This is a genomic window from Sphingomonas zeicaulis (genome assembly GCF_050433225.1).
GTDB lineage: Bacteria > Pseudomonadota > Alphaproteobacteria > Sphingomonadales > Sphingomonadaceae > Sphingomonas_D > Sphingomonas_D zeicaulis.
In genome coordinates this window covers 361,438-383,799 of sequence record NZ_JBNPXQ010000003.1, presented here as the reverse complement: position 1 = coordinate 383,799, position 22,362 = coordinate 361,438, and the positions used below count along the sequence as shown (strand labels likewise).

The 22,362-nt window shown below is 65.7% G+C and carries 17 protein-coding genes; 11 read left to right on the top strand and 6 right to left on the bottom strand.

Annotation, left to right across the window (positions count from 1 at the left end; all coding sequences use genetic code 11):
• Positions 1-2: 2 nt before the first annotated feature.
• Positions 3-1,025, bottom strand: a complete 1,023-nt coding sequence (locus tag FHS96_RS14480) for an aldo/keto reductase (RefSeq protein ID WP_429592679.1) — start codon at positions 1,023-1,025, stop codon at positions 3-5.
• 102 nt (positions 1,026-1,127) lie between these two features.
• Here FHS96_RS14480 and FHS96_RS14475 point away from each other — a divergent pair, with 102 nt between their 5' ends.
• The 4 genes from FHS96_RS14475 (at position 1,128) to mobA (ending at position 4,501) form a co-directional block, all read left to right on the top strand.
• Positions 1,128-2,237: an S-(hydroxymethyl)glutathione dehydrogenase/class III alcohol dehydrogenase gene (locus tag FHS96_RS14475; protein ID WP_429592676.1), complete on the top strand. Its 1,110-nt coding sequence runs from the start codon at positions 1,128-1,130 to the stop codon at positions 2,235-2,237.
• Between the two features lie 83 nt (positions 2,238-2,320).
• On the top strand, positions 2,321-3,163 hold the full coding sequence (fghA, locus tag FHS96_RS14470) for an S-formylglutathione hydrolase (protein ID WP_429592673.1): 843 nt from the start codon (positions 2,321-2,323) through the stop codon (positions 3,161-3,163).
• 10 nt (positions 3,164-3,173) lie between these two features.
• Positions 3,174-3,977: a formate dehydrogenase accessory sulfurtransferase FdhD gene (fdhD, locus tag FHS96_RS14465; protein ID WP_429592670.1), complete on the top strand. Its 804-nt coding sequence runs from the start codon at positions 3,174-3,176 to the stop codon at positions 3,975-3,977.
• A complete protein-coding gene (gene mobA / locus FHS96_RS14460; protein ID WP_429592667.1) occupies positions 3,974-4,501 on the top strand; it encodes a molybdenum cofactor guanylyltransferase in 528 nt (175 codons plus the stop codon). The genes fdhD and mobA overlap by 4 nt, the downstream gene beginning before the upstream one ends.
• A 226-nt stretch (positions 4,502-4,727) precedes the next feature.
• Here the strand turns inward: mobA and FHS96_RS14455 are convergent, their stop codons facing one another.
• Together FHS96_RS14455 and FHS96_RS14450 are read right to left on the bottom strand one after the other, a co-directional pair.
• The gene (locus tag FHS96_RS14455; protein WP_429592664.1) at positions 4,728-8,123 is read right to left on the bottom strand and encodes an acyl-[ACP]--phospholipid O-acyltransferase; all 3,396 of its coding nucleotides are present in this window, start codon (positions 8,121-8,123) and stop codon (positions 4,728-4,730) included.
• Complete coding sequence (locus FHS96_RS14450) at positions 8,123-11,155, bottom strand: DUF2339 domain-containing protein (protein WP_429592662.1); 3,033 nt, start codon at positions 11,153-11,155, stop codon at positions 8,123-8,125. Before FHS96_RS14450 ends, FHS96_RS14455 begins: the two co-directional genes overlap by 1 nt.
• A gap of 100 nt (positions 11,156-11,255) precedes the next feature.
• Here FHS96_RS14450 and FHS96_RS14445 point away from each other — a divergent pair, with 100 nt between their 5' ends.
• From FHS96_RS14445 to FHS96_RS14415, 7 genes are all read left to right on the top strand, one after another.
• Complete coding sequence (locus FHS96_RS14445) at positions 11,256-11,846, top strand: TetR/AcrR family transcriptional regulator (protein WP_429592659.1); 591 nt, start codon at positions 11,256-11,258, stop codon at positions 11,844-11,846.
• An 84-nt stretch (positions 11,847-11,930) separates the two neighbouring features.
• Positions 11,931-12,959: a phytanoyl-CoA dioxygenase family protein gene (locus FHS96_RS14440; protein ID WP_429593070.1), complete on the top strand. Its 1,029-nt coding sequence runs from the start codon at positions 11,931-11,933 to the stop codon at positions 12,957-12,959.
• An 87-nt stretch (positions 12,960-13,046) separates the two neighbouring features.
• The gene (locus tag FHS96_RS14435; RefSeq protein WP_429592656.1) at positions 13,047-14,027 is read left to right on the top strand and encodes a KpsF/GutQ family sugar-phosphate isomerase; all 981 of its coding nucleotides are present in this window, start codon (positions 13,047-13,049) and stop codon (positions 14,025-14,027) included.
• A 14-nt stretch (positions 14,028-14,041) separates the two neighbouring features.
• Complete coding sequence (locus FHS96_RS14430) at positions 14,042-14,848, top strand: 3-deoxy-manno-octulosonate cytidylyltransferase (RefSeq protein WP_429592653.1); 807 nt, start codon at positions 14,042-14,044, stop codon at positions 14,846-14,848.
• 7 nt (positions 14,849-14,855) lie between these two features.
• A complete protein-coding gene (gene kdsA / locus FHS96_RS14425) occupies positions 14,856-15,710 on the top strand; it encodes a 3-deoxy-8-phosphooctulonate synthase (protein WP_429592650.1) in 855 nt (284 codons plus the stop codon).
• Positions 15,707-17,362 carry a capsular polysaccharide export protein, LipB/KpsS family gene (locus tag FHS96_RS14420; protein WP_429592647.1) on the top strand — a complete coding sequence of 552 codons (1,656 nt, stop codon included), beginning with the start codon at positions 15,707-15,709 and terminating at the stop codon, positions 17,360-17,362. The genes kdsA and FHS96_RS14420 overlap by 4 nt, the downstream gene beginning before the upstream one ends.
• Positions 17,359-18,594 carry a capsule polysaccharide biogenesis protein gene (locus FHS96_RS14415; protein WP_429592644.1) on the top strand — a complete coding sequence of 412 codons (1,236 nt, stop codon included), beginning with the start codon at positions 17,359-17,361 and terminating at the stop codon, positions 18,592-18,594. The genes FHS96_RS14420 and FHS96_RS14415 overlap by 4 nt, the downstream gene beginning before the upstream one ends.
• A gap of 4 nt (positions 18,595-18,598) precedes the next feature.
• Here FHS96_RS14415 and FHS96_RS14410 read toward each other — a convergent pair whose 3' ends face one another.
• The 3 genes from FHS96_RS14410 to FHS96_RS14400 all read right to left on the bottom strand — a co-directional run bounded on the left by FHS96_RS14410 (position 18,599) and on the right by FHS96_RS14400 (position 22,346).
• Positions 18,599-19,765, bottom strand: a complete 1,167-nt coding sequence (locus tag FHS96_RS14410; protein ID WP_429592641.1) for a glycosyltransferase family 4 protein — start codon at positions 19,763-19,765, stop codon at positions 18,599-18,601.
• Positions 19,766-19,776: 11 nt separating this feature from the next.
• Entirely contained in the window at positions 19,777-20,850 is a 1,074-nt protein-coding gene (locus FHS96_RS14405; protein ID WP_429592638.1) for a polysaccharide biosynthesis/export family protein, read from the bottom strand.
• A 116-nt stretch (positions 20,851-20,966) separates the two neighbouring features.
• Positions 20,967-22,346 (bottom strand): glycosyltransferase family 4 protein, encoded by a 1,380-nt coding sequence (locus tag FHS96_RS14400; protein ID WP_429592636.1) that lies wholly within the window; start codon positions 22,344-22,346, stop codon positions 20,967-20,969.
• Positions 22,347-22,362: the final 16 nt, after the last annotated feature.

Below are 22,362 nucleotides of genomic sequence, written 5' to 3'. Positions count from 1 at the left end.
GCTCAGGCCGTCACCGGCGCCAGTTCCTCGTCGGGATAGGTCTCGGTTTCCACCCAAGCCTGCATCGCCGCGTTGTAGCGCGGGCCGCGTATCGCGCCGGGCACGAACAGCGCATCGACTGCGGCGAGCAGGTCCGGCGCGAGCGGGATCGTCGCGGCAGCGATGTCCTCGTCGAGATGCGCAATGCTGGTGGTGCCGGGGATCGGCACGATGTCGTCACCCTGCGCCAGCACCCAGCCGATCGAGAGCTGCGCCGGGGTAATGCCGGCTTCGGCGGCCAGCGCATCGAATGCGTCGACCGTCTTCAGGTTATGCTCAAGGTTGGTGCCGGTGAAGCGGGGCATGCCGGCGCGGATGTCACCCGCGGCGTAATCGTCGCCGCGCACGGCCCCCGCAAGCAGGCCGCGTGCGACGGGAGAGAACGAGACGAAGCCGATGCACAGCTCCCGGCAGGCATCGAGTACCGCGATCTCCGGGTTGCGGACCATCGGCGAGTATTCGGTCTGCACTGCGGCGATCGGATGCACCGCCTGCGCGCGCCGGATCGTCGCGGCCGACATTTCGGACAGGCCGATGGCCCCGATCTTGCCCGCTTCCTTCGCGCGGACCAGCGCGCCGACCGACTCCTCGATCGGCACGTTGCGGTCCAGCCGGTGAAGATAGTAGAGATCGATATGGTCGGTGCCCAGCCGGCTCAGCGCATTGTCCAGCGTGCGCGCAATCATCGCCGGCGATCCGTCGAGCCCACGCGGGCCATCTTCGGCGTGGAGCACGCACTTGCTGGCAAGCGTGAAATATTGCCGGCGATGCATGATCGCCTTGCCGACCAGCCGCTCATTGCCGCCCAAGCCATAGACCGCGGCGGTATCGAAAAAGCTTATGCCGCGATCCAGCGCATGCTCCAGCAGCGCAATCCCGTCCGCTTCGCTGGGCGGCACGCCATAGGCGTGGCTGAGGTTCATGCAGCCGAGCCCGATGGCGGAGACGGTGAACGGGCCGATCGTGCGGGTGGGCAGCGTCGTCATGGGATCTCCTTGGCAATCTCCAAGTCCCTAGGCGACGTCCCCGAATCGCGACAAGAGCGGATCGCCGTGCCATAGGCGCCCCAAGACAAGGGAGACCCTGCGATGAAGACCCGTGCCGCCGTAGCATTCGAAGCCAAGAAGCCGCTGGAGATCGTCGAACTCGATCTCGAAGGGCCGAAGCCCGGCGAGGTGCTGGTGGAGATCATGGCGACCGGCATCTGCCATACCGATGCCTACACGCTGGACGGGCTGGACAGCGAAGGCCTGTTCCCCTCCGTGCTCGGCCATGAAGGCGCCGGCATCGTTCGCGAGGTGGGGGCAGGGGTGACCAGCGTGAAGCCCGGCGACCATGTGATCCCGCTCTACACGCCCGAATGCCGCCAGTGCAAAAGCTGCCTTTCCGGCAAGACCAACCTTTGCACCGCGATCCGCGCGACGCAGGGCAAGGGCCTCATGCCCGATGGCACCAGCCGCTTCAGCTACAAGGGCCAGACGATCTTTCACTACATGGGCTGCTCGACCTTCTCGAACTTCACCGTGCTGCCCGAGATCGCGGTGGCGAAGATCCGTGAGGACGCGCCGTTCGACAAGAGCTGCTATATCGGCTGCGGCGTCACCACCGGCGTTGGCGCGGTGGTGAAGACCGCCAAGGTCACCCCCGGCAGCAACGTCATCATCTTCGGTCTCGGCGGCATCGGGCTCAACGTGATCCAGGGCGCCAAGATGGTCGGCGCCGACAAGATCATCGGTGTCGACATCAACGACGCCAAGGAAGAATGGGGCCGTCGCTTCGGCATGACCGACTTCGTCAACCCGACCAAGGTTGAGGGCGATCTCGTCCAGCATCTCGTCGCGCTGACCGATGGCGGCGCCGACTATACCTTCGACTGCACCGGCAACACCGGCGTGATGCGCACCGCGCTGGAAGCCTGCCACCGCGGCTGGGGTGAGAGCATCATCATCGGCGTGGCCGAAGCGGGCAAGGAAATCTCGACGCGCCCGTTCCAGCTCGTCACCGGCCGCGTCTGGAAGGGCTCCGCGTTCGGCGGCGCCAAGGGCCGGACCGACGTGCCGAAGATCGTCGACTGGTACATGAACGGCAAGATCGAGATCGACCCGATGATCACCCATGTGCTGAATCTGGAGGAGATCAACAAGGGCTTCGACCTGATGCATGCGGGCGAGAGCATTCGCAGCGTCGTGGTTTTCTAAGAAGGGTCCAGGCTCTCCCAATCTTCTCCGCCTCCGCGGAGAGGGTTGGGCGCTGGCCTTCGTCTTCCTATCTGGAGCCTGTCATGGAAACCCTCTCCACCACCAAGGCCCATGGCGGCACCCAGTATGTGTACCGCCACGATTCCACGATCACCGCGACGCCGATGACCTTCTCGGTCTTCGTGCCGGATCATGCGGAAGGCGCGAAGCTGCCGGTGCTCTGGTATCTCTCCGGCCTCACCTGCACCCACGCCAACGTCACCGAGAAGGGCGAGTATCGCGCCGCCTGCGCCGAACACGGCATCATCTTCGTGGCGCCGGACACCAGCCCGCGCGGCGAGGGCGTGCCGGACGATCCCGAGGGCGCCTATGATTTCGGCCTCGGTGCCGGCTTCTACGTCAATGCGACGGAGGAACCGTGGTCGGCGAATTACCGAATGCGCGCCTATATCGAGGATGAGTTGCCGGTGCAGCTCGCGACGCATCTGCCGGCGGCGGACCTCACCCGCCAGTCGATCACCGGCCATTCGATGGGCGGTCACGGCGCGCTGACGATCGCGCTGCGCAACCCCGATCGCTTCCGTTCGGTTTCCGCCTTCGCGCCGATCGTGTCACCGCTGAACTGCCCATGGGGCGAGAAGGCGCTGACCCGCTATATCGGGGCCGATCGCGAGGCGTGGCGCCCCTATGATGCCTGCGCCCTCATTGCAGACGGGTCACGCGTGCCGGAAATTCTCGTCGACCAGGGTGAGGCTGACGGCTTCCTCGAAACCCAGCTCAAGCCCGAGTTGCTGCGCGAGGCCTGCGCCGAGGCTGGCATCGACCTCACCCTGCGGATGCAGCCGGGCTACGATCACAGCTATTATTTTATCTCCAGCTTCATGGCCGAGCATGTCGCCTGGCATGCCGAACGGCTGAAGCGCTGAAGCCGTCGGCATGACCGCATCCGCGATCCCGCTCGACACCAGGCGGGTCGCCTTCGATGGCGGCGCGGATGCGGCAGTGGCGCGCGAGATCGCGATCGAGGCGCCGGTCGCCATCGAATATAACGGCATCGGCTATGCCGTGATGATGGCGACCCCCGCTGACCTCGAGGATTTCGCAGTCGGCCTGACATTGTCGGACGGGCTGGCCGAGAAGGCCAACGATATCGATGCGGTGGACGTCCATGCTGTCGCCGGCGGCTGGATCGTGCGTATCGCGCTGGCGCAGGATCGAATGGAGCCGGTGCTGGCGCGGGCGCGCACCCGGATCTCCGAAAGCGGCTGCGGGCTGTGCGGCATCGAGAATATCGAGCAGGTATTGCGCCCGCTGCCGCCGGTCACCGCGCGGATTTCTACAGATCGCGCCGCGATCGCCGCGGCGCTGGACGCTCTGCCGGCGCGTCAGGCGCTGAGCGCGGCGACGGGCGCAGCGCATGCCGCCGCCTTCTGCGATGCCGACGGCACTATCCGTCTCGTCCGCGAGGATGTCGGCCGGCACAACGCGCTCGACAAGGTGATGGGCGCGCTCATCCGTGGCGGCATCGCCGCCAGCGACGGCTTCATCCTGCTCAGCTCGCGCTGCAGCTATGAGCTGGTCGAGAAAACCGCGCGGGCGAACTGCCCGCTGCTCGTCACCATCTCGGCGCCGACCAGCCTCGCCGTCGAACGCGCGCGGGCGGCGGGGCTGACATTGGCGGCGCTTGCCCGGCGCGATTCGATGCTGGTGCTGAGCGACCCCTGGGGCAGCATCGTGTGAGGCGCCTGGGTGTTGTCCTTGCGGGCGGTCGTTCCAGCCGCTTCGGATCGGACAAGGCATTGGCGCGCTTCGATGGTCGGACCTTGCTTGATCATGCGCTGGGGGCACTGCAGCCGCATGTAGATGCGGTCGCGATCGTCGGCCGTGCGCATGGCACGGTGCCCGGCATCGCCGATTGGCCGGCACCTGATCTCGGCCCACTCGGCGGATTGTGCGGGGCGCTGCGCCATGCTGCGGCGGAGGGTTACGACGCGGTGCTGAGCTGCAGCGTCGATTGCCTCGATGTGCCCGCAGACCTGCTCACCAAGCCGCCCTGCTATCTAGCGGCGCAGCCGGTGATCGGGCTGTGGCCGGTATCGCTGGCCGCCGCGTTGGAGGCGTTTCTCGCGAGCGATCCGCGCCGATCGATGCGCGGTTTCGCTGCGGCGGTGGGCGCGGCGGCCATCGACAGTGACCGGCGCCAGCCCAACATCAATACGCCCGCTGATCTGGCAGCACTGGGATTGTTCAGGCCAACAAATTGAAATACTCACCCGCTCGACGCTGAACGCATCCCTTCATAAATGCGACGCAATCGCAATAGTGTTAATTACCGCACTCGATCCGGAGTCGACGCTGAACGCCGCCTATGGCTTCGTCGGCATCGAACCCGGCAGCGTCTACTGGACCGCGCTGCAACCCTGATCTCACTACCCAACTGCCATCATCCCGGACGTTGTTCGAACGGCGGCTTTTTTGTGTGCGGCGCGCTCAGCCCGCCGCCATCTGACCCATCGTCACATAATCGAGCTTGCCCGTGCCTAGCACCGGCAGCGCCTCGACGGTGCGGATGTCGCGCGGGATCGCAAGCTCGGCGACGCCATTGGCGCGCGCCCAGCCCTGAAGCTCGGAGGCTGCGGCATTGGCGCGCGTCGTGAACAGCACGAGTTGCTCGCCCTTGCGCGGATCGGCGCGGGTCACGACGGCGTGTTCGGCCTCGGGCCACACTGCGGCCGCATAGCCCTCCACCGCGGGCAGCGAGACCATCTCGCCGCCGATCTTGGCGAAGCGCTTGGCGCGGCCGCGAATCGTCACGAAGCCCTGATCGTCGATCGTCACGATGTCGCCGGTGTCGTGCCAGCCTTCGGCGGGTGGCTGCAGCACGCCCGGCGCGCCGGCCTTCAGATAGCCGGCCATGATGTTGGGGCCGCGGATCGACAGGCGGCCGCCCTCGTCAATCCCGGGCACCGGCTCCACTTGCGCCTTGATCCCCGGCAGCAGCCGGCCGACGCTGCCCGCCTTGAAGTGCATCGGCGTGTTGACCGCGATCACCGGTGCCGCCTCGGTGGCGCCATAGCCTTCCATGATGCGGATGCCGAACTTCTCGCTCCACGCCTTGCGGGTCTCGTCGCGGACGCGCTCGGCGCCGGCGAATACATAGCGCATCGCGTAGAAGTCGTAATTGCCCGCCATCCGAGCATAGCCGGCCAGGAAGGTGTCGGTGCCGAACAGGATGGTCGCATTGGCGTCATAGGCCAGAGCGGGCACGATCCGGTAGTGCAGCGGGTTGGGATAGAGCAGAGTCTTGATGCCGTTCAGCACCGGCAGCAGCGTGCCGCCGGTCAGCCCGAAGCTGTGGAACACCGGCAGCGCGTTGAGCACGATGTCCGCCGCGTTGAAGTCGATCCGCGCCGCAAGCTGGTGGCAGTTGGCCAGCAGGTTGCGGTGGCTCAGCACCACGCCCTTGGGCAGACCTTCCGATCCGCTGGTGAACAGGATCACTGCCGGCGCGTCGGCAGAGATCGCGCGGCGGCGATGGCTGCGGCGGGCGAAGCGCGATGCGATCAGCGCGCGCAGCTTGGCGCCGGTGCCGATCTCGCCGGCGATGTCCTCCAGATAGAGAACGGTGATGCCTTCCAACGTCAGCGCCTCGACCAGCGGCTGCAGCTTGCCCTGTTCGACGAATGCCTTCGCGGTCAGCACCATGCGGACCTCGGCGGCGGCGCAGGCGGCTTTCACATTGGTGGCGCCGGCGGTGTAGTTGAGCATCGCCGGTACGCGGCCGATCGCCTGCAGCGAGAAGAACGTCGCGGCAACCGCCGAGACATTGGGCAGCAGCACGCCCACCGCCTCGCCGGCGTGGGTGCGCGGCTCGATCCGGCGACCCAGCGCGAGGGCGCCGGTGATCAGCCGGCCATAGGTCATCGGCGTGCGCTTGATGTCTTCCACCACCTCGGTCGCCGCGCCATGGATGTGGCGTGCGTCGAGCAGGGCGGTGAAAAGCGACCGGTCGAGGTCCGAGGTCGCGAAGATCATCCGGCTCATCTCGTCATAGAGGCGGCGGCCGGCGATGGCGCGGCGGGTGCGCGCGGTCATCTCGCCCTCGATCGCGAAGCGGCGCGGCGGCAGCACCGTCAGCCTGATCTTCGGGAACAGCCGGCGATTCACCTTGCCGGCGAGGCGGGAGAAGGGGCTGAACTGCGCGCCATCGATCCGCACGGGCACGATCGGTGCGTCGGCTTTGTCGGCGACCATGCCGGGGCCGTCGAACACCTTCATCAACGCGCCCGTCACCGTGATCCGTCCCTCCGGGAAGATCACCAGCGTATTTCCCTCACGCACCGCCTTGACCATCGCCTTGGCGGACATCGGATTGGTCGGATCGACCGGGAAGGCGCGGAACAGGCTGAGCGTCGGCTTGATCCACCAGCGCGCGACCACCGCGCTGTGCACCGCGAACACCGGCTTGCCGGGCAGGAAGGCGGCGAGCAGCAGACCATCGAGCCAGGAGACATGGTTGACCACCACCACCGCGCGCTCGCCGGGCGCCGGCATATTGTCGGCACCCGTCACTTCGACGCGGTAGAGCAGGGTCAGCACCGAACGGACGAGCGACTTGATCATCGTTTCGGGCAGCAGCCAGCAACTGATCAGGGCGATCGCGAAGGTGGCGAAGCCGAGCGCGCCGATCACGCCGGGAATGCTGGTGCCGGTCGCCTGCATCGCCACCGTCACAGCGACCACCGCCACCGTCACCGCCGCATTGACGATGTTGTTGGCGGCGATGATCCGCGATCGTTCCTCGGGCGGGCTGGCGCTCTGCAGGATCGCATAGAGCGGCACGATGAACATGCCGCCGGCGAAGGAGATGCCGACCAGGCACAGCAGGATCGGCCAGCTCGCCGGCGCGCGCGCGAAATCGGCGATGTCGGCGGCGATCTGCGGGGTCGGATAGTTGCGCGTCGCCAGCCACAGCCCGACCATGAACGCTGCCATCAGCAGCGCGGAGACCGGCACGTAGCGCGCCGAGACCTCACCCTTGAGCAGCCGGTTCACCATCAGCGATCCGATCGCGATGCTGACCGAGAAGATCAGCAGGAACAAGGTCGCGACCTGTTGCTCCGCCCCCAGCACGCTGGAGACGAGCGGGGCGAAGCCGGCGAGCAGCACGGCGCCGACCGCGAAGAACCAGCTGATGCCGAGGATGCCCAGCCAGATGCCGCGCCCGCCATGCGCCGCGGCCAACACCTGCCAGGTGCTGCGGAAGGGGTTGCGATCGATCACCAGCCCCTTCTGCAGGGGCGGCGCGGCCGGCACCGCGAGGCTGGCGCCGAAGCCGAGGATGGCAAGGCCTGTCGCGACGAGGCCGGCCTCCCACGGCGGCAGCACGCCCGCCAGCAACTGCCCGCCGAGGATGGCGAGGAAGGTGCCGGCCTCGATCAGCCCGGTGCCGCCGACGATCTCATGATGAGCAAGATGCTGCGGCAGGATCGAATATTTGACCGGGCCGAACAGGGTCGAGTGGCAGCCCATCAGGAACAGCGCGAGCAGCAGCAGCGGCAAGGATTCGAACCAGAAGCCGGCGAGGCCGATACCCATGAACAGGATCTCGGCGGCCTTCACCAGCCGCACCAGCCGTGCCTTGTCCCACGCGTCGGCGATCTGGCCGGCGAGCGCGGAGAACAGAAAATAGGGCAATATGAACAGGCCGGTGGCGATCGTCGCCAGCAGTTCGGCATTCTCCGGCGCGTCGCGGAACAAGGTGAAGCTGGCGAGGAACAGCATCGCGAACTTCAGCACATTGTCGTTGAACGCGCCGAGGAACTGGACGACGAAGATCGGCGCGAAACGGCGCTTCGCCAGCAGCGAGATATCGGGCGCCGACATCAGTTAACTCCTTCTTCCGTCGTCTTTTCCGGGGCCTGATCGCGGCTGAGCTGGCGGCTGTAAAGCCAGCCGATGCCGATCAGGCTGAAGCCCAGCGCCACGAAGGATCCGATCCGCGCCAGCCCGTCGAGCCCGGCGGCGTCGAACAGGAACACCTTGATGACCGCGGCGATGATCAGCAGCAGCGAGGCGACGCGCCACAGGCGAGATCGTTTGGCGATGCCCCACAGCAGGAAGCCGATCGCAAGCGCGATGGTGATGACGGAGCGTGAGATATCCTCCATCTCGCTGACGCCGATCACGGTCAGCAGGTTGCCGACGAAGATCTGGCGCAGCACCGAGCCGGCGAGGATCGCGATCAGCACCATCTGCGCAATGGCGCGCGGCATTGCGAAGCGGCGGGCGGCCTCCGGCTCGTAGCGGCCGAACGCCCACAGCAGCGCCAAGGGCAGGCCATAGGCCGCTAGCAGCCAGCTCAGCACCGGAATGCCGCCCACCGCCTGCTCCCACCACAGCGGGTTGTGCAGGGCGAGCGTGTACCAGGTGAAGTGGGCGAGCGCCGCGCCGATGACGATGCGGCCGGTGATCCGATGCCGGCGCCAGATCGCGATGCCGGCGGCGGCGAGCAAGGCCTCCCAGCATGTTCGCTCGATCAGGCCGAGGCGGGTGAAGGCCTCATAGCTGTCGATATGGAAGATCTGCTTGAACAATATTTGGCCGACGCCGATTGCCAGCGCGAGACCGGCGGTGGTGCCGATCCAGCGCGGAACGGTGGTGAGACGGGTGCCAAGCAGCCACAGCGCACCGCCGGTCGCGGCGGCGGGGATCAGCAGTCGCAGCAGCGTGTCGCGCAGCGCGGGCAGTTCGGTCATCAACAGCGGATCACCGACCAGTGAGATATAGGCCGGGCCTGCCCAATGCGCGAACGGCAGCGCCGCCCAGCCGAGGATGAGGAACAGCGCGCCGCCCAGCGCCGGCAGCAACGATAGCTGCGGCCGTGCCCGCGCGGCGGCCGCGATCGCGACGAGCAGCGCGGCGGTGACGAGTGGCAGCGGCGTGGGCGGCACGACCTGTGCGATCACGCAATAGCCGAAGAGGACGGTCAGCACCTGCGCGACCGCACGGGTGATGCGGTGGCCGGCGCCCCAGGCGTAGAGCCCGGCGACCGCCGTCAACGCACTCCAGCGCAGCAGCGCCGGCAGCAGCGTGACATCCGCCGGGATCCCGACGATGCGATCGAACTGGTCGAGCATGTCCTGATCGCCGGCGACGAGCAGCATGATTGCACCGAGGCCCGCGCCCCATCCGACCGGCTCGATCCTCTTGTCGCCGACGGCGCGGCCGAGCAGCAGCAGCCCGCCTGCGACCAGCGCGACCATCGGCGTCCAACTCCATTCGACGAGGCCGAGGATGATGGCGCTGCCGATCAACAGCGCGACCGCCGTCACCAGCGTGACGAAGCGGAAGTCGTTGCGCCGCTCCGCCGTGCGCCAGCCGAGCCCCGCACCGAGCGCGGGCGGCAGCGCCGTCGCCAGCGCGATCAGCGCCAGCGCGGCATCCCGGCTCGCATCGCCGAGGCGGAACTGGAACAGGGTGACGGCATGGCCGGCGAGCGCAATGGCCGCGATCTGCCCGGCCTCGACGAGGCCGCCGCCCGTCCGCCACAGCCGGACCAGCGCCGGGATGGCGAAGATCAGGCCAAGCCCGGTCGCGGCGATGGCGAAGTCCCGGATCGTGGGATCGGGCCAAGTGCCGAACAGCAGCAGCGCGATGGCGACCGCGAGTGCCGGCAGGCGCGCCAGCTTCGCGTCACGCGTCGAAAGCCAGATGATCGCGACCGAGATCAGGGCGAACAGGCCCCAATGCAGCAAGGTGAAGCCGCCGGTCGCGACCAATGTCGCGATCTGCGCCGCGGCTACGAGCGGAGCGACGCCGCGGATCAAGGTCTGCAGGCGGCCGCTGGCGATGAGCATCGGCAGGCCGACGCCCAGCAGCACGAGGAACAGGCCGAGCGAAACCGCACTCAACCGATCGAGCGCACCGGTCAGCAGCAGCACCGCGCCCCAGCCGAAGCCGCCGATCAGCGCGCCGATCCCCAGCCACGCCCAGCGCTGGCCGCGCGAGAGCGTGCCAAGGCCGCCGATCGCGAGCGCGAGATAGGTCACGAGCAGCGGGATATTGGGTTCGGTCGATCCGACCAGCGCCGGCGCGGCGAGACCGCCGATCAGCCCGAGCAATGCGCTGGGCGCGCCGAAACGCAACGCAAGGCCGAGCGCCAGCGCGGTCGTCCCTGCAAGGCCGATGAAGGCGAGGGTGGGGGAGATCAGCCCATAGAGGTTGGCGGCGATCAGGATCGACGCATAGAGGCTGGCGATGCCCGCACCCGACAGCGCCTGCGCAACACGCGGGTCGCGCAGCTTCGCCTCGAACCGGCGGGCGGCTTCGGCACTGCCGATCAGCAACGCGCCGAACAGCAGGCCCATAACGACGCGCACGAGTGGCGAGAGCAGCCCCGCGTCGATCGAATATTTGACGATCAGCACGCCCGCGACCGCGAGCGTCGCGCCGCCGGCCCAGATCGGCAGGCGACGGCCGAACAATTCCTCGAAGCTGATCCGCGGCCGCGGCGGCTTGACCGGCGCTGCAGGGCGGGGCGGGGCAGGAGGCGTAACAGGCTGCCCCGCCGGCCCCGCTGGCGCGGCCGGCGCGGCACGCGGCGGTTCGGGCGGGCGCGGGGCCTGCACCTTGGCCAGCACAATGGCGGGCTGCGGCGCGACGGCAGGCGCCGTTTTGCGCACCTCTTCCAAAGGCCGCCCGCCAGCATGATCCGGAGGCCGGCCGTCCTCGACCGCCCGTACATCCGTCGCCGATGGTGACGACTGGGCGGCGGCTGCCGTCCGATGCTCCGGCCGCGTTGCGGCGCGATCCTGATCCTCCAGCACTTCGAGCCGCTTGCGCAGGAAGGCAAGCTTGCTGCGTGTGTCGAACAACAAAACCGCGAGGACGATGATCAGCGCATAGGCGAACAGCATGAACGCAACTCCAGATATGCGCAGCCCGTCTAGGCCATAATTAATCAGTGTTCAATTAAAAAATTGGACAGTGATCAATTTGAAGCCTAGGCGGATCGCCATGGGTAGGCGATCGGATCATAGTCGGGCTGAACTGGAAAGCCTCATCGTCACCGAAGGGCATGCCCTGATGGCGGAGGTGGGCTTCGCCCGCTTCTCCGCGCGAGAGGTGGCAAAACGGATCGGCTATTCGGTCGGCACCGTATACAACGTGATGGGCACGCATGATCGGCTGATGCTGTCTATCAACACGCTAACCTTTCGCCTCTGGGCGGATCATCTGCGTGCCTGCCTGGCCCACCAGCCCGAAGATCGCATCGCGGCGCTGGTCGGCGGCTATTTCAGCTTCGCACGCGAGAACACCAATCTCTGGATGGCGATCTACGATCACCGCCTGCCGCCCGGGGACCCGATGCCCGAGGATTACGCTGCCGAACGCGGCGAATTGACCGGCATCGTCGCCGCCGAGATCGCCCGTGTGCTGCCGCCGGCGCGGATCAGCGAGGCTGCGGCACTCGCGCGGTCGCTGGTCGCCACCGTGCACGGCCATTGTTTTTTCGAATTGAACGGCACTTTCGCATTGCTTGGCGAGAAAGAACCACAATCCACGGCGCTTATGCGGGTGCGGGAGTCGCTCAACGCTGCCGTCTAGCTCAGTGAGCGATTGCAACATACCGCGTGAGGACACATGAGGGGCACTATCGCCGTTGTGAACGGCATCGATAGTATGGAACCAATGAGCGTAAGTCCGCTACGCACCGTCCTCGGCATGCCATGGTGGCTGCTCCAACTCGCAACCGGCGCGAAATCCTTCAAGGACAATCCGCTGATCGGTTCGAAACGTCTAAACCGCGCCGGGTTGCACGTGCGCCGCATCGCGCTGGCGCATCATATGGCCAGCATTCGGCGGGCGCGAATGGTGGCGCGGCTGACGTTGGACCACGTCGCCGAATTCGATGCCAACGGCTTCGTACGCATCGACGATGTCTTGCCGCAGCCTGTGTTCGACGCGCTTCGGGAGGCAGTGCTGGGCCATGAGGCACCCGCGCGCGAAATGCTTCAGGGCGATACGATCACCCGGCGAATCGCCATCGACAGTCGTTTCATGCGTGATGTGCCCGGCATCGGCGCACTGCTCGGCGACCAGCGCTGGCGGGGGTTGAGCCGCTACATTGCGAGCCATGACAGCGAACCGGTCCATTATGTTCAAACGATCCTGACCCATCGCGCCGATGCACCGGCGGATCCTCAGACCATGTTTCACTCGGACACATTCCATCCGACGATGAAAGCATGGTTCTTCCTGACCGACGTGGCGGAAGACGAGGGGCCGTTCTGCTACGTGCCCGGATCGCACAAGCCGACGGCCGAGCGCCTGGCCTGGGAACAGCGGCGCAGCTTGCTTGCCCCCGAAGGCGTGGATCATCTTTCCGCGCGCGGTTCCATGCGCGTCTCGCCGGACGAGTTCGAGGCGATGCGGCTGCCGGCACCGAAGGCGCTGGCGGTGCGCGCCAACACGATGATCATCGCTGACACCTTCGGTTTTCACGCGCGCGGCCACTCGGCGCGGCCTTCAACGCGCATCGAAATCTGGAGCTATAGCCGCAGAAATCCATTCCTGCCTTGGGCGGGCTTTGATCCTGCGACGCTTCCGGGACTTGCGGCGAACCGTGTGCCGCTAATGTGGTCCGCACGCGATGTTTTGGCGCGATGGATCGGTCAGCCGTGGCAAAATGTCGGCAGGAAACGACCCGGCGAACCATAAATTGATCGGCATGCTCGACACGCGGGGCATTAAGGCATAGCCCCGCAAGATAAAAGACGCCTGGATATAATACGTTGGGGTTGCGTAATGATTACGTCCAAGATCATTGAACCGCCGATCGACATCGTCGAAGAGGGGCTGGCAGTTATCCGGCAGGAGGCGCGTGCGCTGGAAGCACTCGCTCATACGGTGAACGCCAGTTTCGCCGATGCGGTCCGGTTGCTCGTCGCAACTCCGGGGCGGATCATCGTAGCCGGCATCGGCAAGTCGGGGCATATCGGCCGCAAGGTCGCCGCAACCTTGTCCGCCACCGGCACATCGGCTTATTTCCTGCACGCTGGCGAGGCGATGCATGGGGATCTCGGCATGTTGCGTGCCGATGACACCATGATCGTCCTGTCCAACTCGGGCAAGACGCCCGAACTGCGACCGCTGGTCGATCATGCGCTGGCAATTGGCGTGCCGATGGTAGCGGTCGTTGCCGATCCCGGTTCGTGGTTGGCGGAGGCTTCGGATTATGTCCTGATGCTTCCCAAGGTGCCAGAAGCCTGCCCTGAACGCATCGCGCCGACCACGTCGTCGACGATGATGCTGGCGCTGGGCGACGCGCTTGCGGTCGCGGCAATGCGGTTGCGCGGCGTGTCGCGCCGGGAGTTGGTCGGCTGGCATCCGGGCGGCAACATCGGCCGCGATGCCATGCCCGTCAGCCTCGTCGTCCGTCGCGGCGATCCACTGCCGCTGGTCGTTTCGCATGCCGGGATGCGCGATGTCGTCTTCGAGATGACGTCGGCCGGCAAGGGCGTGGCGGGTGTGGTGGACGATGCCGGCGATCTGATCGGCATCATCACGGATGGGGACCTGCGTCGCGGGTTCGATCGGATGCTGATCGCCACCGCGGCTGAGATCATGACCGCGAACCCGCGCACGGTTCTCGGCTCGGTCAGCGTGGCCGAGGCCCGTCATCTGATGACCGAAGCCAAGATCACCGTGATGTTCATGATGGATACAGAGAATCCGACGCGGCCTGTAGCGGTCCTTCACATCCACGATCTGGCACCCACTGCCTGAAGGGCGTTGGCCGCATGGCGCAAGCAGCAGTCTCGATCGTCATCCCGGCGCGCTTCGCGTCCAGCCGTTACCCGGGCAAGCCGCTTGCGGCGATCCGAGGTGCAACAGGGATCGCCAAATCGCTGATCCAGCGAAGCCATGAGGCGGCCTCGCAGGTCAGGGGGATCGCATCCATTCACGTCGCGACCGATGATGAGCGCGTCGGCGATGCGGCACGGCAGATGGGCGCGGACGTCATTGATACCCCGTCGACCTGCGCGAACGGAACTGAGCGAGTGGCTGCGGCATTGCATCTGCTGCCGGCGGAGACGGAGATCATCGTCAACTTTCAAGGAGACGCCTTGCTTACGCCGCCGGCCTATGTCGAGGCGCTCGTCGCCCACATGCGGCATTATCCCGACTGTGCCGTCTCGACAGTGGCGGTTCCCTGCACGGCCAGCGCCTATCGTCATCTCGTAGACGATCAGGCGGCCGGGCGCAGCGGCGGAACCACGGTGGTGGTCGATGCCAAGGGCGACGCGATGTATTTCTCCAAGCGGGTCATCCCGTTCGTGCCGGAGGACCGGCTGTCGGATCCATTGCCGGTGCTGATGCATCTCGGGCTTTACGCGTATCGGCGCGAGGCGCTGGCGCATTATGTCGCCGCCGAGCCCGCCCCGATCGAAACGCTCGAAGGGCTGGAGCAGCTCCGTTTTCTTCACCATCGCGTGCCGATGGCGGTCGTCCGCTGCGAACCCGCCGGGTGGGACAGTATAGAACTGAACAATCCCTCCGATCTGGAGACGATCGAGGCTGTTCTTGCCGCCAGGGGCATCGCATAGAGCCATGATGCGCTTGGGGAACAATAACATAGGTTCGGGTCAGCCGCTGTTCGTGATCGCCGGGCCGTGCGTTATAGAATCGGAGGCCATGTCGTTGAGCGTGGCGGAAACGCTGCGCGCGATCTCTGACCGGCTCGGCTTGACGCTGATCTTCAAGAGCAGCTTCGACAAGGCCAATCGCAGTTCGTCGGCTTCCTATCGCGGGCCGGGCGAGCAGGAAGGGCTGCGCATTCTCGAAAGGGTGCGCGATGCGACCGGCCTGGCGCTGCTGACCGATATCCATACGCCGGAACAGGCACGTGCCGCGGCCGATGTGGTCGATGTCATCCAGACGCCGGCCTTTCTCGCACGTCAGACCGACCTGATTGTCGCCGCGGCGGAGACCGGCATTCCGGTCAACATCAAGAAGGCGCAGTTCATGGCGCCGGCCGACATGCGGCAGGTGGTCGAAAAGGCGCGCCGCGCCGCGACCGCAGCTGGCGTGTCAGCGGACAATATCATCCTCACGGAGCGTGGCACCTCGTTCGGCTACAACAATCTCGTCGTCGACATGCGCAGCCTGGCGATCATGGCCGAAAACGGTTGCCCGGTGGTGTTCGATGCCACGCATTCGGTGCAGCTGCCCGGCGGCTTGGGCGATCGTTCGGGCGGCGAGCGCCGCTTCGTGCCGCTGCTCGCGCGGGCGGCGGTGGCGGCGGGGGTGGACGGGCTGTTCATGGAAACGCATCCCGATCCCGATCAGGCGCTATCCGATGGCCCAAATGCGTGGCCGCTCGATCAGATCGAGCCGCTGCTGCGGCAGTTGCTCGCGATCCGCGAGGCGGCGATGCCGCTGCCCGCGCGAGAACTGGCCGAAGCATGATCGTTCCCGAGCCGTTGCTGCGCGTGCCGCCCTTTCCGGGCGCTCGGGTGGGCGACGTTGCCGTTCGCGGGGCGCATGGCGCGCAGGCCGCGCCAGGAGCCTGCGTTCGGGCGTTGCGGCAGCACCGTGTCGGCGGCAGTTTTTGGGCGGCCCAGCCCGCGCTCGATGCCGGACGCCGTCTCGTCGCGCGCCCCGCCAGTGCGGCGCAGGCCGAAGCGATGCTGGAACGGGCCTGCGCGGAAGGCAATGAACATAAGCTGTTGTTCTGGATGCCGGCGACGCTGTCCTGGCGTCCGGCGCGATCGTCGATCGCGTGGGTGAGCGATCCCTGCGACCCGTGGCATTTGATCGGTCATGCGGAGACTTTGTGGGCCGATGCGGCGGATGAGGTGATGCTGATCGCACGGATTGCCGGCGCAGCGGTGACGCCGTTTGGCGCTGGTCCCTATGCCATTGGAACTGCCGAGGCCCTGGTGGCGCGTCATGTCGTAACCGGTTTCACTTATGTTGATCCATTCGAGGGCGATCCGAGCGACGCACTCGCGATCATCGAATTGCTGGGCAGTTGGCGCAGGCTGATCGACAGCAACCGCGCGATCGGCGCGGCGGTTGGCTTCGCGCGTTGGAAACGTGAGACAGTAGAGCCGTTGCTGTGGAACGGCAGTGATCGCGTGCGTTTCGTGCCGGCCAATCCCGCGATCCTGTCCGATCTCGCCCCGGACGAAGGCCTCGCCATCTGGAAGGCGCGGGTCCCCGAAGCGTTCCTTGCTGCCGCCGAAGCGGCGCCGAACGCGCTTCATGAGGTGGAGGACGGTTTCATCCGTTCCGTCGGCCTTGGCGCCAACTGCGTGCCGCCCTTGTCGGTCGTGGTCGATCCGGTCGGCGTTCATTATGATCCGTCACGACCGAGCGCGCTCGAAAATCTGCTCGAACGTGCCGAATTCGATGCGGCGACGCGCGATCAGGCGGCGCGCCTGCGCGTCGCCATCCGGCTTTCTGGACTGAGCAAATATGAGGTCGGCTCGGGGGCTCTGCCGCGCCCCGGCGGCGCGCGTCGGCACATCCTCGTGCCCGGGCAGGTCGAGGACGACAGATCGGTGCGCGCAGGCGGCGGCGCGGTCGCCGGCAATCTCGATCTGCTGCGGCGGGTACGCGCGCTGAACCCGGATGCGTTCATCCTTTACAAACCGCATCCCGATGTCGAATCCGGGCATCGGACCGGTCGCATATCCGAAACAGAGACGCTGAGCCTGGCCGATCTGGTCGTGCGCGATGCAGCGATGTCGCAACTGCTCGACATGGTCGATGAGGTGCATGTCCTGACCTCGCTTGCGGGGTTTGAGGCACTGCTTCGCGATAAGCCCGTCACGACCCACGGCGTACCGTTCTATGCCGGCTGGGGACTGACTGAGGATCTGGGCGACGTGCCTGCACGCCGCAGGCGCCGCCGGAGCGTCGATGACCTCATCGCCGCGGTCCTGATCGCCTATCCGCGCTATCTCGATCCGCTGACCCTGCTGCCCTGCTCGCCCGAGATACTTGTGCGCCGGCTCGCGGGCGGCGCGCGGCGCCAGAACGAGGCGATCGTTTCGTGGCGGCGGCTGCAAGGCGCGTTGCGCCGAACCTTTTCGCGTATCGGAGCGACGGCATGAAACCGATCGATATCGGTCAGCGATCCTTCCTGTTCCTGCAGGGGCCGCCGGGGCCGCTCTTCTCGATGCTCGGCGAACGGCTGCGCGCGCGCGGCTGTGCGGTCCATCGCATCAATGTCAACGGTGGCGATCGCTATGATTGGTCGGAGGGTGCAGTCGATTATCGCGGACGTGGTTCGCGCTGGTCGCTGTTCATCAACGAATATATGCGCGACAATCGCATCACCGATCTGCTGCTGTTCGGCGATTGCCGGCCGATGCACATCGCCGCGACCGGCATGGCGAAGCTTCGCGGCGTCAACATCCATGTGCTGGAGGAAGGCTATATCCGGCCGGACTGGATGACGTTGGAGCCGGACGGCGTGAACGGCCGCTCGACCTTGTCGCGCGATCCACGCTGGTTCCTGCAGCAGGCGGCCGTATTGCCGCCGATGCCGAACCTCGAGCCGATCACGGCGAGCTTCCGGCGTCGGGCGCATGATAGCTATTGGCATTACCATCATGTCGTCACGGGCAAGCTGCGCTTCCCCTTCTACCGTTCACACCGGCCCGGTTCGATCACCCTGGACGGTTTTGGCTGGCTCAACCGCTTCGCGATGCGCAAGCGCCGCGCGCGTCAGGCGGAAGCGGCGCTGGCCGCAGTAGACGGCAAGCGCTTCTACCTCTTCCCGCTTCAGTTGACCTCGGATTATCAGATCCGCGCGCATTCGCCCTTCGATGATATGGCGACCGCGGCGGAGTATGTGCTGCAGAGTTTTGCCCGCCACGCGCCCGCGGAGACGATGCTGCTCGTCAAGGAACATCCGCTGGATTCGACCTTCTTCAATTGGCGGCGATTTATCGCGAACAAGGCGCGTGCACTGGGCTGTGCCGACCGCATCCTCCATATCGACGGAGGAGACCTGGATGCGCTTTCGCGAGCATCGTCCGGCATGGTCTGCGTCAACAGCACCTCGGGTACGCTGGCGCTTGGCGCAGGCGTACCGGTGATGGTGCTTGGCCATGCGATCTATGCAATCCGCGGTGTTACCCACCAGGCGGGGCTTGATCGGTTCTGGATCGATCCGCAGGCGCCCGAGCCGCATGTCTATGATGCGTTCAAGCGTGTCCTCCACGCCCGCTGCCTCGTACGCGGTGGACTCGCCAGCAAATCCGCGACCAATATCCTGATCGACTCGATCGAGGAGCGGTTGTTCGGTGACTGGCAGCACGCCGTACAACGCTCGGCTTGAGCGTTCACCGCGTCGGAAGCGTCGCCAGCCAGCTGTCGACGATCGCAAAATGCCCAGACCATGTTGGCGGGTGAAAGCCGACCAGCCTTGAAAGTTGCGCGGAGCGCATGCGGTCTGCGCTGAAGGCATAGGCTTCGATCAGCTTCCGCCAGCGCTTTCCGTCGGTAGGTGCTGCATAGTCGGGTATTGGCCCCGCCAGTTCACGGAACACGTCGATCTCGCTTGCCACGACGGGTGTGCCATGTGCGAGCGCTTCGACAAGCGGCATCCCATAGCCTTCGGCGAAGGAAGGGAACAGCAGTGCACGCGCGCCGCGGAGCAGCCCTGCGAGTTCGTCGTCCGTGCAGCGCGGCATCTCGATGACGACACCGTGCAGCGCTTGCGCGCGATCGATCATCGCGAGCGCCTGTTCTGCCTCCCAACCGCGCTGCCCGACGATCAGTAGGCGCGGTGCAGCGTCGCCCCATCCCTCAACCAGCTCGCGCCAGATCTGCAGCATCAGCAGATGGTTCTTTCGTCCTTCGATCGTCCCCAGCATGACGAAATAGGGGCGATCGGTCGAAGGCGGCTCGTCGGCAAGGGGGAGGGGCGTGGTCCCGAGCCATGCGATTTCCGCCGGCGGCAACGGCAAGCCGGCACTGCGGGCATGGGTTGCTGCTGCCGCGCGCGTTGCCGCCGAGTTGCAGATCAGGCCCGCCCCGCTGCGCAGCATTGTCGCAAGCCGCATTTCATGGCGTTCGCGCTCGCCGGGACGGCAATATTCCGGGTGGGTGATCGGGATCACGTCGTGCAGCATGTACACCGGGCGTGTGTCGGCAGCGGCCAGCCACTCGCCCAGCCCGGGCTGGTTGAGCCCGGTGTGACCGATGTTGAGATAGATCTCGCCGTGAAAGCTGCGTGGGCTGCGGAGCGTGGAGAAAGACCGCAGCACCAGCCGCGTTGCGTCGCGCCGGAACTGGTCGCTGCTGGTGAGCAGCAGATCGAAGAGCTCGTCGGAAAGCGAACGCGGCAGCACGCGGCGCATCGTCCGATACTGGACGACGGCGCGCGCGCGATGCCGGTAATGCTCCACATAAGCTAGGCAAACGCGATCGATGCCGGTCGGCAGTCGGCCGGTCGATGCGCGCCAGATCAGGCGGCTGACGTCCAGCAGCACCTCGGGTTCGGTCATCCTTGCCGCACTCAGTTGCTGGTCGCATTCTCCAGCGTGACCAGCGGGAACACGATCGAGGAGATGATGTTCACGAACTTCTGCAGGTCCGCCAGGGGCGCGTTGGAGACGTAGATGATATCCTTGTCGCGCATCGGAAAGCTCTGCGCCGCGAAGAAGGTCGCCGGATTGCGCAGGTCGGCGCGATAGATGACGGCAACCCGGCCGTCCGGCGTACGACGGGCCGCGATCGCCGCTGTGGGATCGAGCGCTGCCGGATCCTCGAAGCGGAATACGAACATGCCGCGTGCGTCAGCCCGCTGATCCTGAAGTCCGCCGATGCGGCCCAGCGCCTGAGCGAGCGTCAGCCCCGACGATTCGAACGGTATCTCCTCGTTGCGACCGGCAGCGCCGGCGACGGTGAAGCTGTAGGGCTGGAACAACGCGGTCACGACATCGCCGGACTGAAGAATGATGTTCTGCCGCGGATCGGCGATGATACGGTCCAGCGACATGCGGTGAACCTCCGCGCCGCGCGTGATCTGGATCGTCGTCTTGCCAACCGGTTGACGCGTGCCGCCGGCCGACGCCAGTGCGTCGAGCAGGCGCTCACCCCGCGGGCTGAGCGGGACGAGCCTGCTTCCGCCCACTTCGCCGACCACGGTCGCGGTAGCGGTGGAATTTCTGACGATCCTCACCAGCGCCTGCGGCTGATGTGCTTTGCCGTTCAGGCGTCGGATGATCTCCGCCTCGATCTGCGCAGTCGTCCGACCCGAGGCATCGATCATGCCCGCGAAGGGGATGTTGATCTTGCCGGTCAGATCGACCGTCTGTTCGGGCAGGCTGACCGATTGCGAAGTTGTGTTGGCAAGGATCGACTGCGCGCCGGCCGGGCTCGTGCCGAACAGGGCCGCGGGCGGCGCTTCCCAAAGCGTGACTTCGACGGCATCGCCGGGCCTGACGATCGTTCCGACAGGCACGCCTTCGCCCAATGTCGTCGAGAAGAGGTCGCGCTTTTCGGAGGAGAGCAGGCGCCGCGCCACCACATCGTCGATCTCGACGAAGGCGATGCCGGAGGTGTCCGCAGGCTTCCCCACCTTCAGCATGTTCCCCGTCGAGGGGCCCGCAGAAGACATGAAACCGGAACTACAGCCGACGAGAGACTGAGAAGCGGCACCCAATGCCACCAGGGAAGCAAGGCGCCACATCGCGCGGGGGAGACTCATCGCTGATATTCCTGCTGCTCGCCGTTGACGGCGTTTGTCATGTTCGACCAGGGTGCCTGGACGGACATAGTGCCGAACTGGCGAAAAACCTCGCTCAATCGTGCGCCATAGGCCTCAGCGCTGAACAATCGAGCCTGAACGCGGCCGCGAGCCTCGCATTGCAGACGGAATTCCTGATCCCCATCCATCTGCTGGATCGCGCGCATCAGCGCTGTTGTGTCGTAAGGATCGACCGCAGGCGCCGCATCCCCACCGACTTCGGGAAGGCTGCCGGCCGTCGAGGTGATCACTGCGGTGCCAAGGGACATCGCTTCGAGCACCGGCAATCCGAACCCTTCGTACAAAGACGGAAACAGGACGGACTTGGCGCCACGGATCAGCGAGACCAAAGTCGATCGCGGAAGATACTCTACCTGGAGGATCTGCTTCGCCATCGGCGTATGTCGCAACGAATCCAGCAGCCGCATCTCGTCCTCAGATTTCCAGCCTGGAGCGCCAACGATGACCAATGGCGCTGCGACACGGCTGGCGAGATAGGCTTCGATGATCCGGCCGATATTCTTTTTCGGCTCGATGGCGCCGAAGAAGAGGAAATAGGATTTCCAATCGAGATCGAACACGCCTTTGACGTAGCCCGCCTCTTCTTCGAGGCTACGGCTCAGCAATTCCGGCTCGACATCACAGGCCTGATAGGTGTTCGAGACCTTCGCGGGATCCGCGTTCAGCATATTGACGATGTCCGAACGCGATGCTTCGGAGACCGTGAGGATATGGTCCGCTTGGTCAACGATGCGCTTGCAGAGCCGGTAATATCGATCCTTGTCGTCCAGCGTCGCCTCCGGAATCTTGAGGGGGACGAGATCGTGTATAGTGTAGACGTTCGCGGCATTGCGGGCACTGATGGGCAGGGGATAGGTCCAGTGCACCAGATCGGCACCCGGTATGTCGATCTTCGTGGTCCGGCCCGTCGTGCGATATGCGCCGATCGCACGCCTGAAGATGTCAGGGCTGTTCCAGATCAAGTCGGCCTCAGGCAGGCGATCGACGCCGCCATGAACTTCGCCGACAGGGGTGAAGGGATGAACTGGGTTGCCAGCAAGCGCGCGCATCGATCCCCAGATTTTGCCCATCTTCCGCCGGATTAGCCCTCCGGATGATCGCTCAGAATCTGCGAGCGCGACATTTTCCATCAAGGCATTGCCTCGCGATTTCAAGATTTCGCTGGTCAGCAAGGCCACTTCATGGCCCTGCCGACGCGCAACGTTCGTGAATCCGCGTGCATAGCTCGCGACGCCTGTGCCGCCTTTCTTGGAAAGATTGTAGGTGTCAACAACTATGCGCATTGCCGTCCATTTCGAAGTATTTCCGCCGACCATCCTTGCCCTGATCGGT

Coding starts and splice junctions, on each gene's coding strand:
- fdhD (WP_429592670.1), top strand. CDS start 3,174: ATGACCGCATCCGCGATCCCGCTCGACACCAGGCGGGTCGCCTTCGAT.
- FHS96_RS14455 (WP_429592664.1), bottom strand. CDS start 8,123: ATGTCGGCGCCCGATATCTCGCTGCTGGCGAAGCGCCGTTTCGCGCCG.
- FHS96_RS14435 (WP_429592656.1), top strand. CDS start 13,047: ATGATTACGTCCAAGATCATTGAACCGCCGATCGACATCGTCGAAGAG.
- FHS96_RS14420 (WP_429592647.1), top strand. CDS start 15,707: ATGATCGTTCCCGAGCCGTTGCTGCGCGTGCCGCCCTTTCCGGGCGCT.
- FHS96_RS14480 (WP_429592679.1), bottom strand. CDS start 1,025: ATGACGACGCTGCCCACCCGCACGATCGGCCCGTTCACCGTCTCCGCC.
- FHS96_RS14405 (WP_429592638.1), bottom strand. CDS start 20,850: ATGCTGAAGGTGGGGAAGCCTGCGGACACCTCCGGCATCGCCTTCGTC.
- FHS96_RS14475 (WP_429592676.1), top strand. CDS start 1,128: ATGAAGACCCGTGCCGCCGTAGCATTCGAAGCCAAGAAGCCGCTGGAG.
- fghA (WP_429592673.1), top strand. CDS start 2,321: ATGGAAACCCTCTCCACCACCAAGGCCCATGGCGGCACCCAGTATGTG.
- FHS96_RS14410 (WP_429592641.1), bottom strand. CDS start 19,765: ATGACCGAACCCGAGGTGCTGCTGGACGTCAGCCGCCTGATCTGGCGC.
- FHS96_RS14440 (WP_429593070.1), top strand. CDS start 11,931: ATGAGCGTAAGTCCGCTACGCACCGTCCTCGGCATGCCATGGTGGCTG.
- FHS96_RS14445 (WP_429592659.1), top strand. CDS start 11,256: ATGGGTAGGCGATCGGATCATAGTCGGGCTGAACTGGAAAGCCTCATC.
- FHS96_RS14430 (WP_429592653.1), top strand. CDS start 14,042: ATGGCGCAAGCAGCAGTCTCGATCGTCATCCCGGCGCGCTTCGCGTCC.
- FHS96_RS14415 (WP_429592644.1), top strand. CDS start 17,359: ATGAAACCGATCGATATCGGTCAGCGATCCTTCCTGTTCCTGCAGGGG.
- FHS96_RS14400 (WP_429592636.1), bottom strand. CDS start 22,346: ATGGTCGGCGGAAATACTTCGAAATGGACGGCAATGCGCATAGTTGTT.
- kdsA (WP_429592650.1), top strand. CDS start 14,856: ATGCGCTTGGGGAACAATAACATAGGTTCGGGTCAGCCGCTGTTCGTG.
- FHS96_RS14450 (WP_429592662.1), bottom strand. CDS start 11,155: ATGCTGTTCGCCTATGCGCTGATCATCGTCCTCGCGGTTTTGTTGTTC.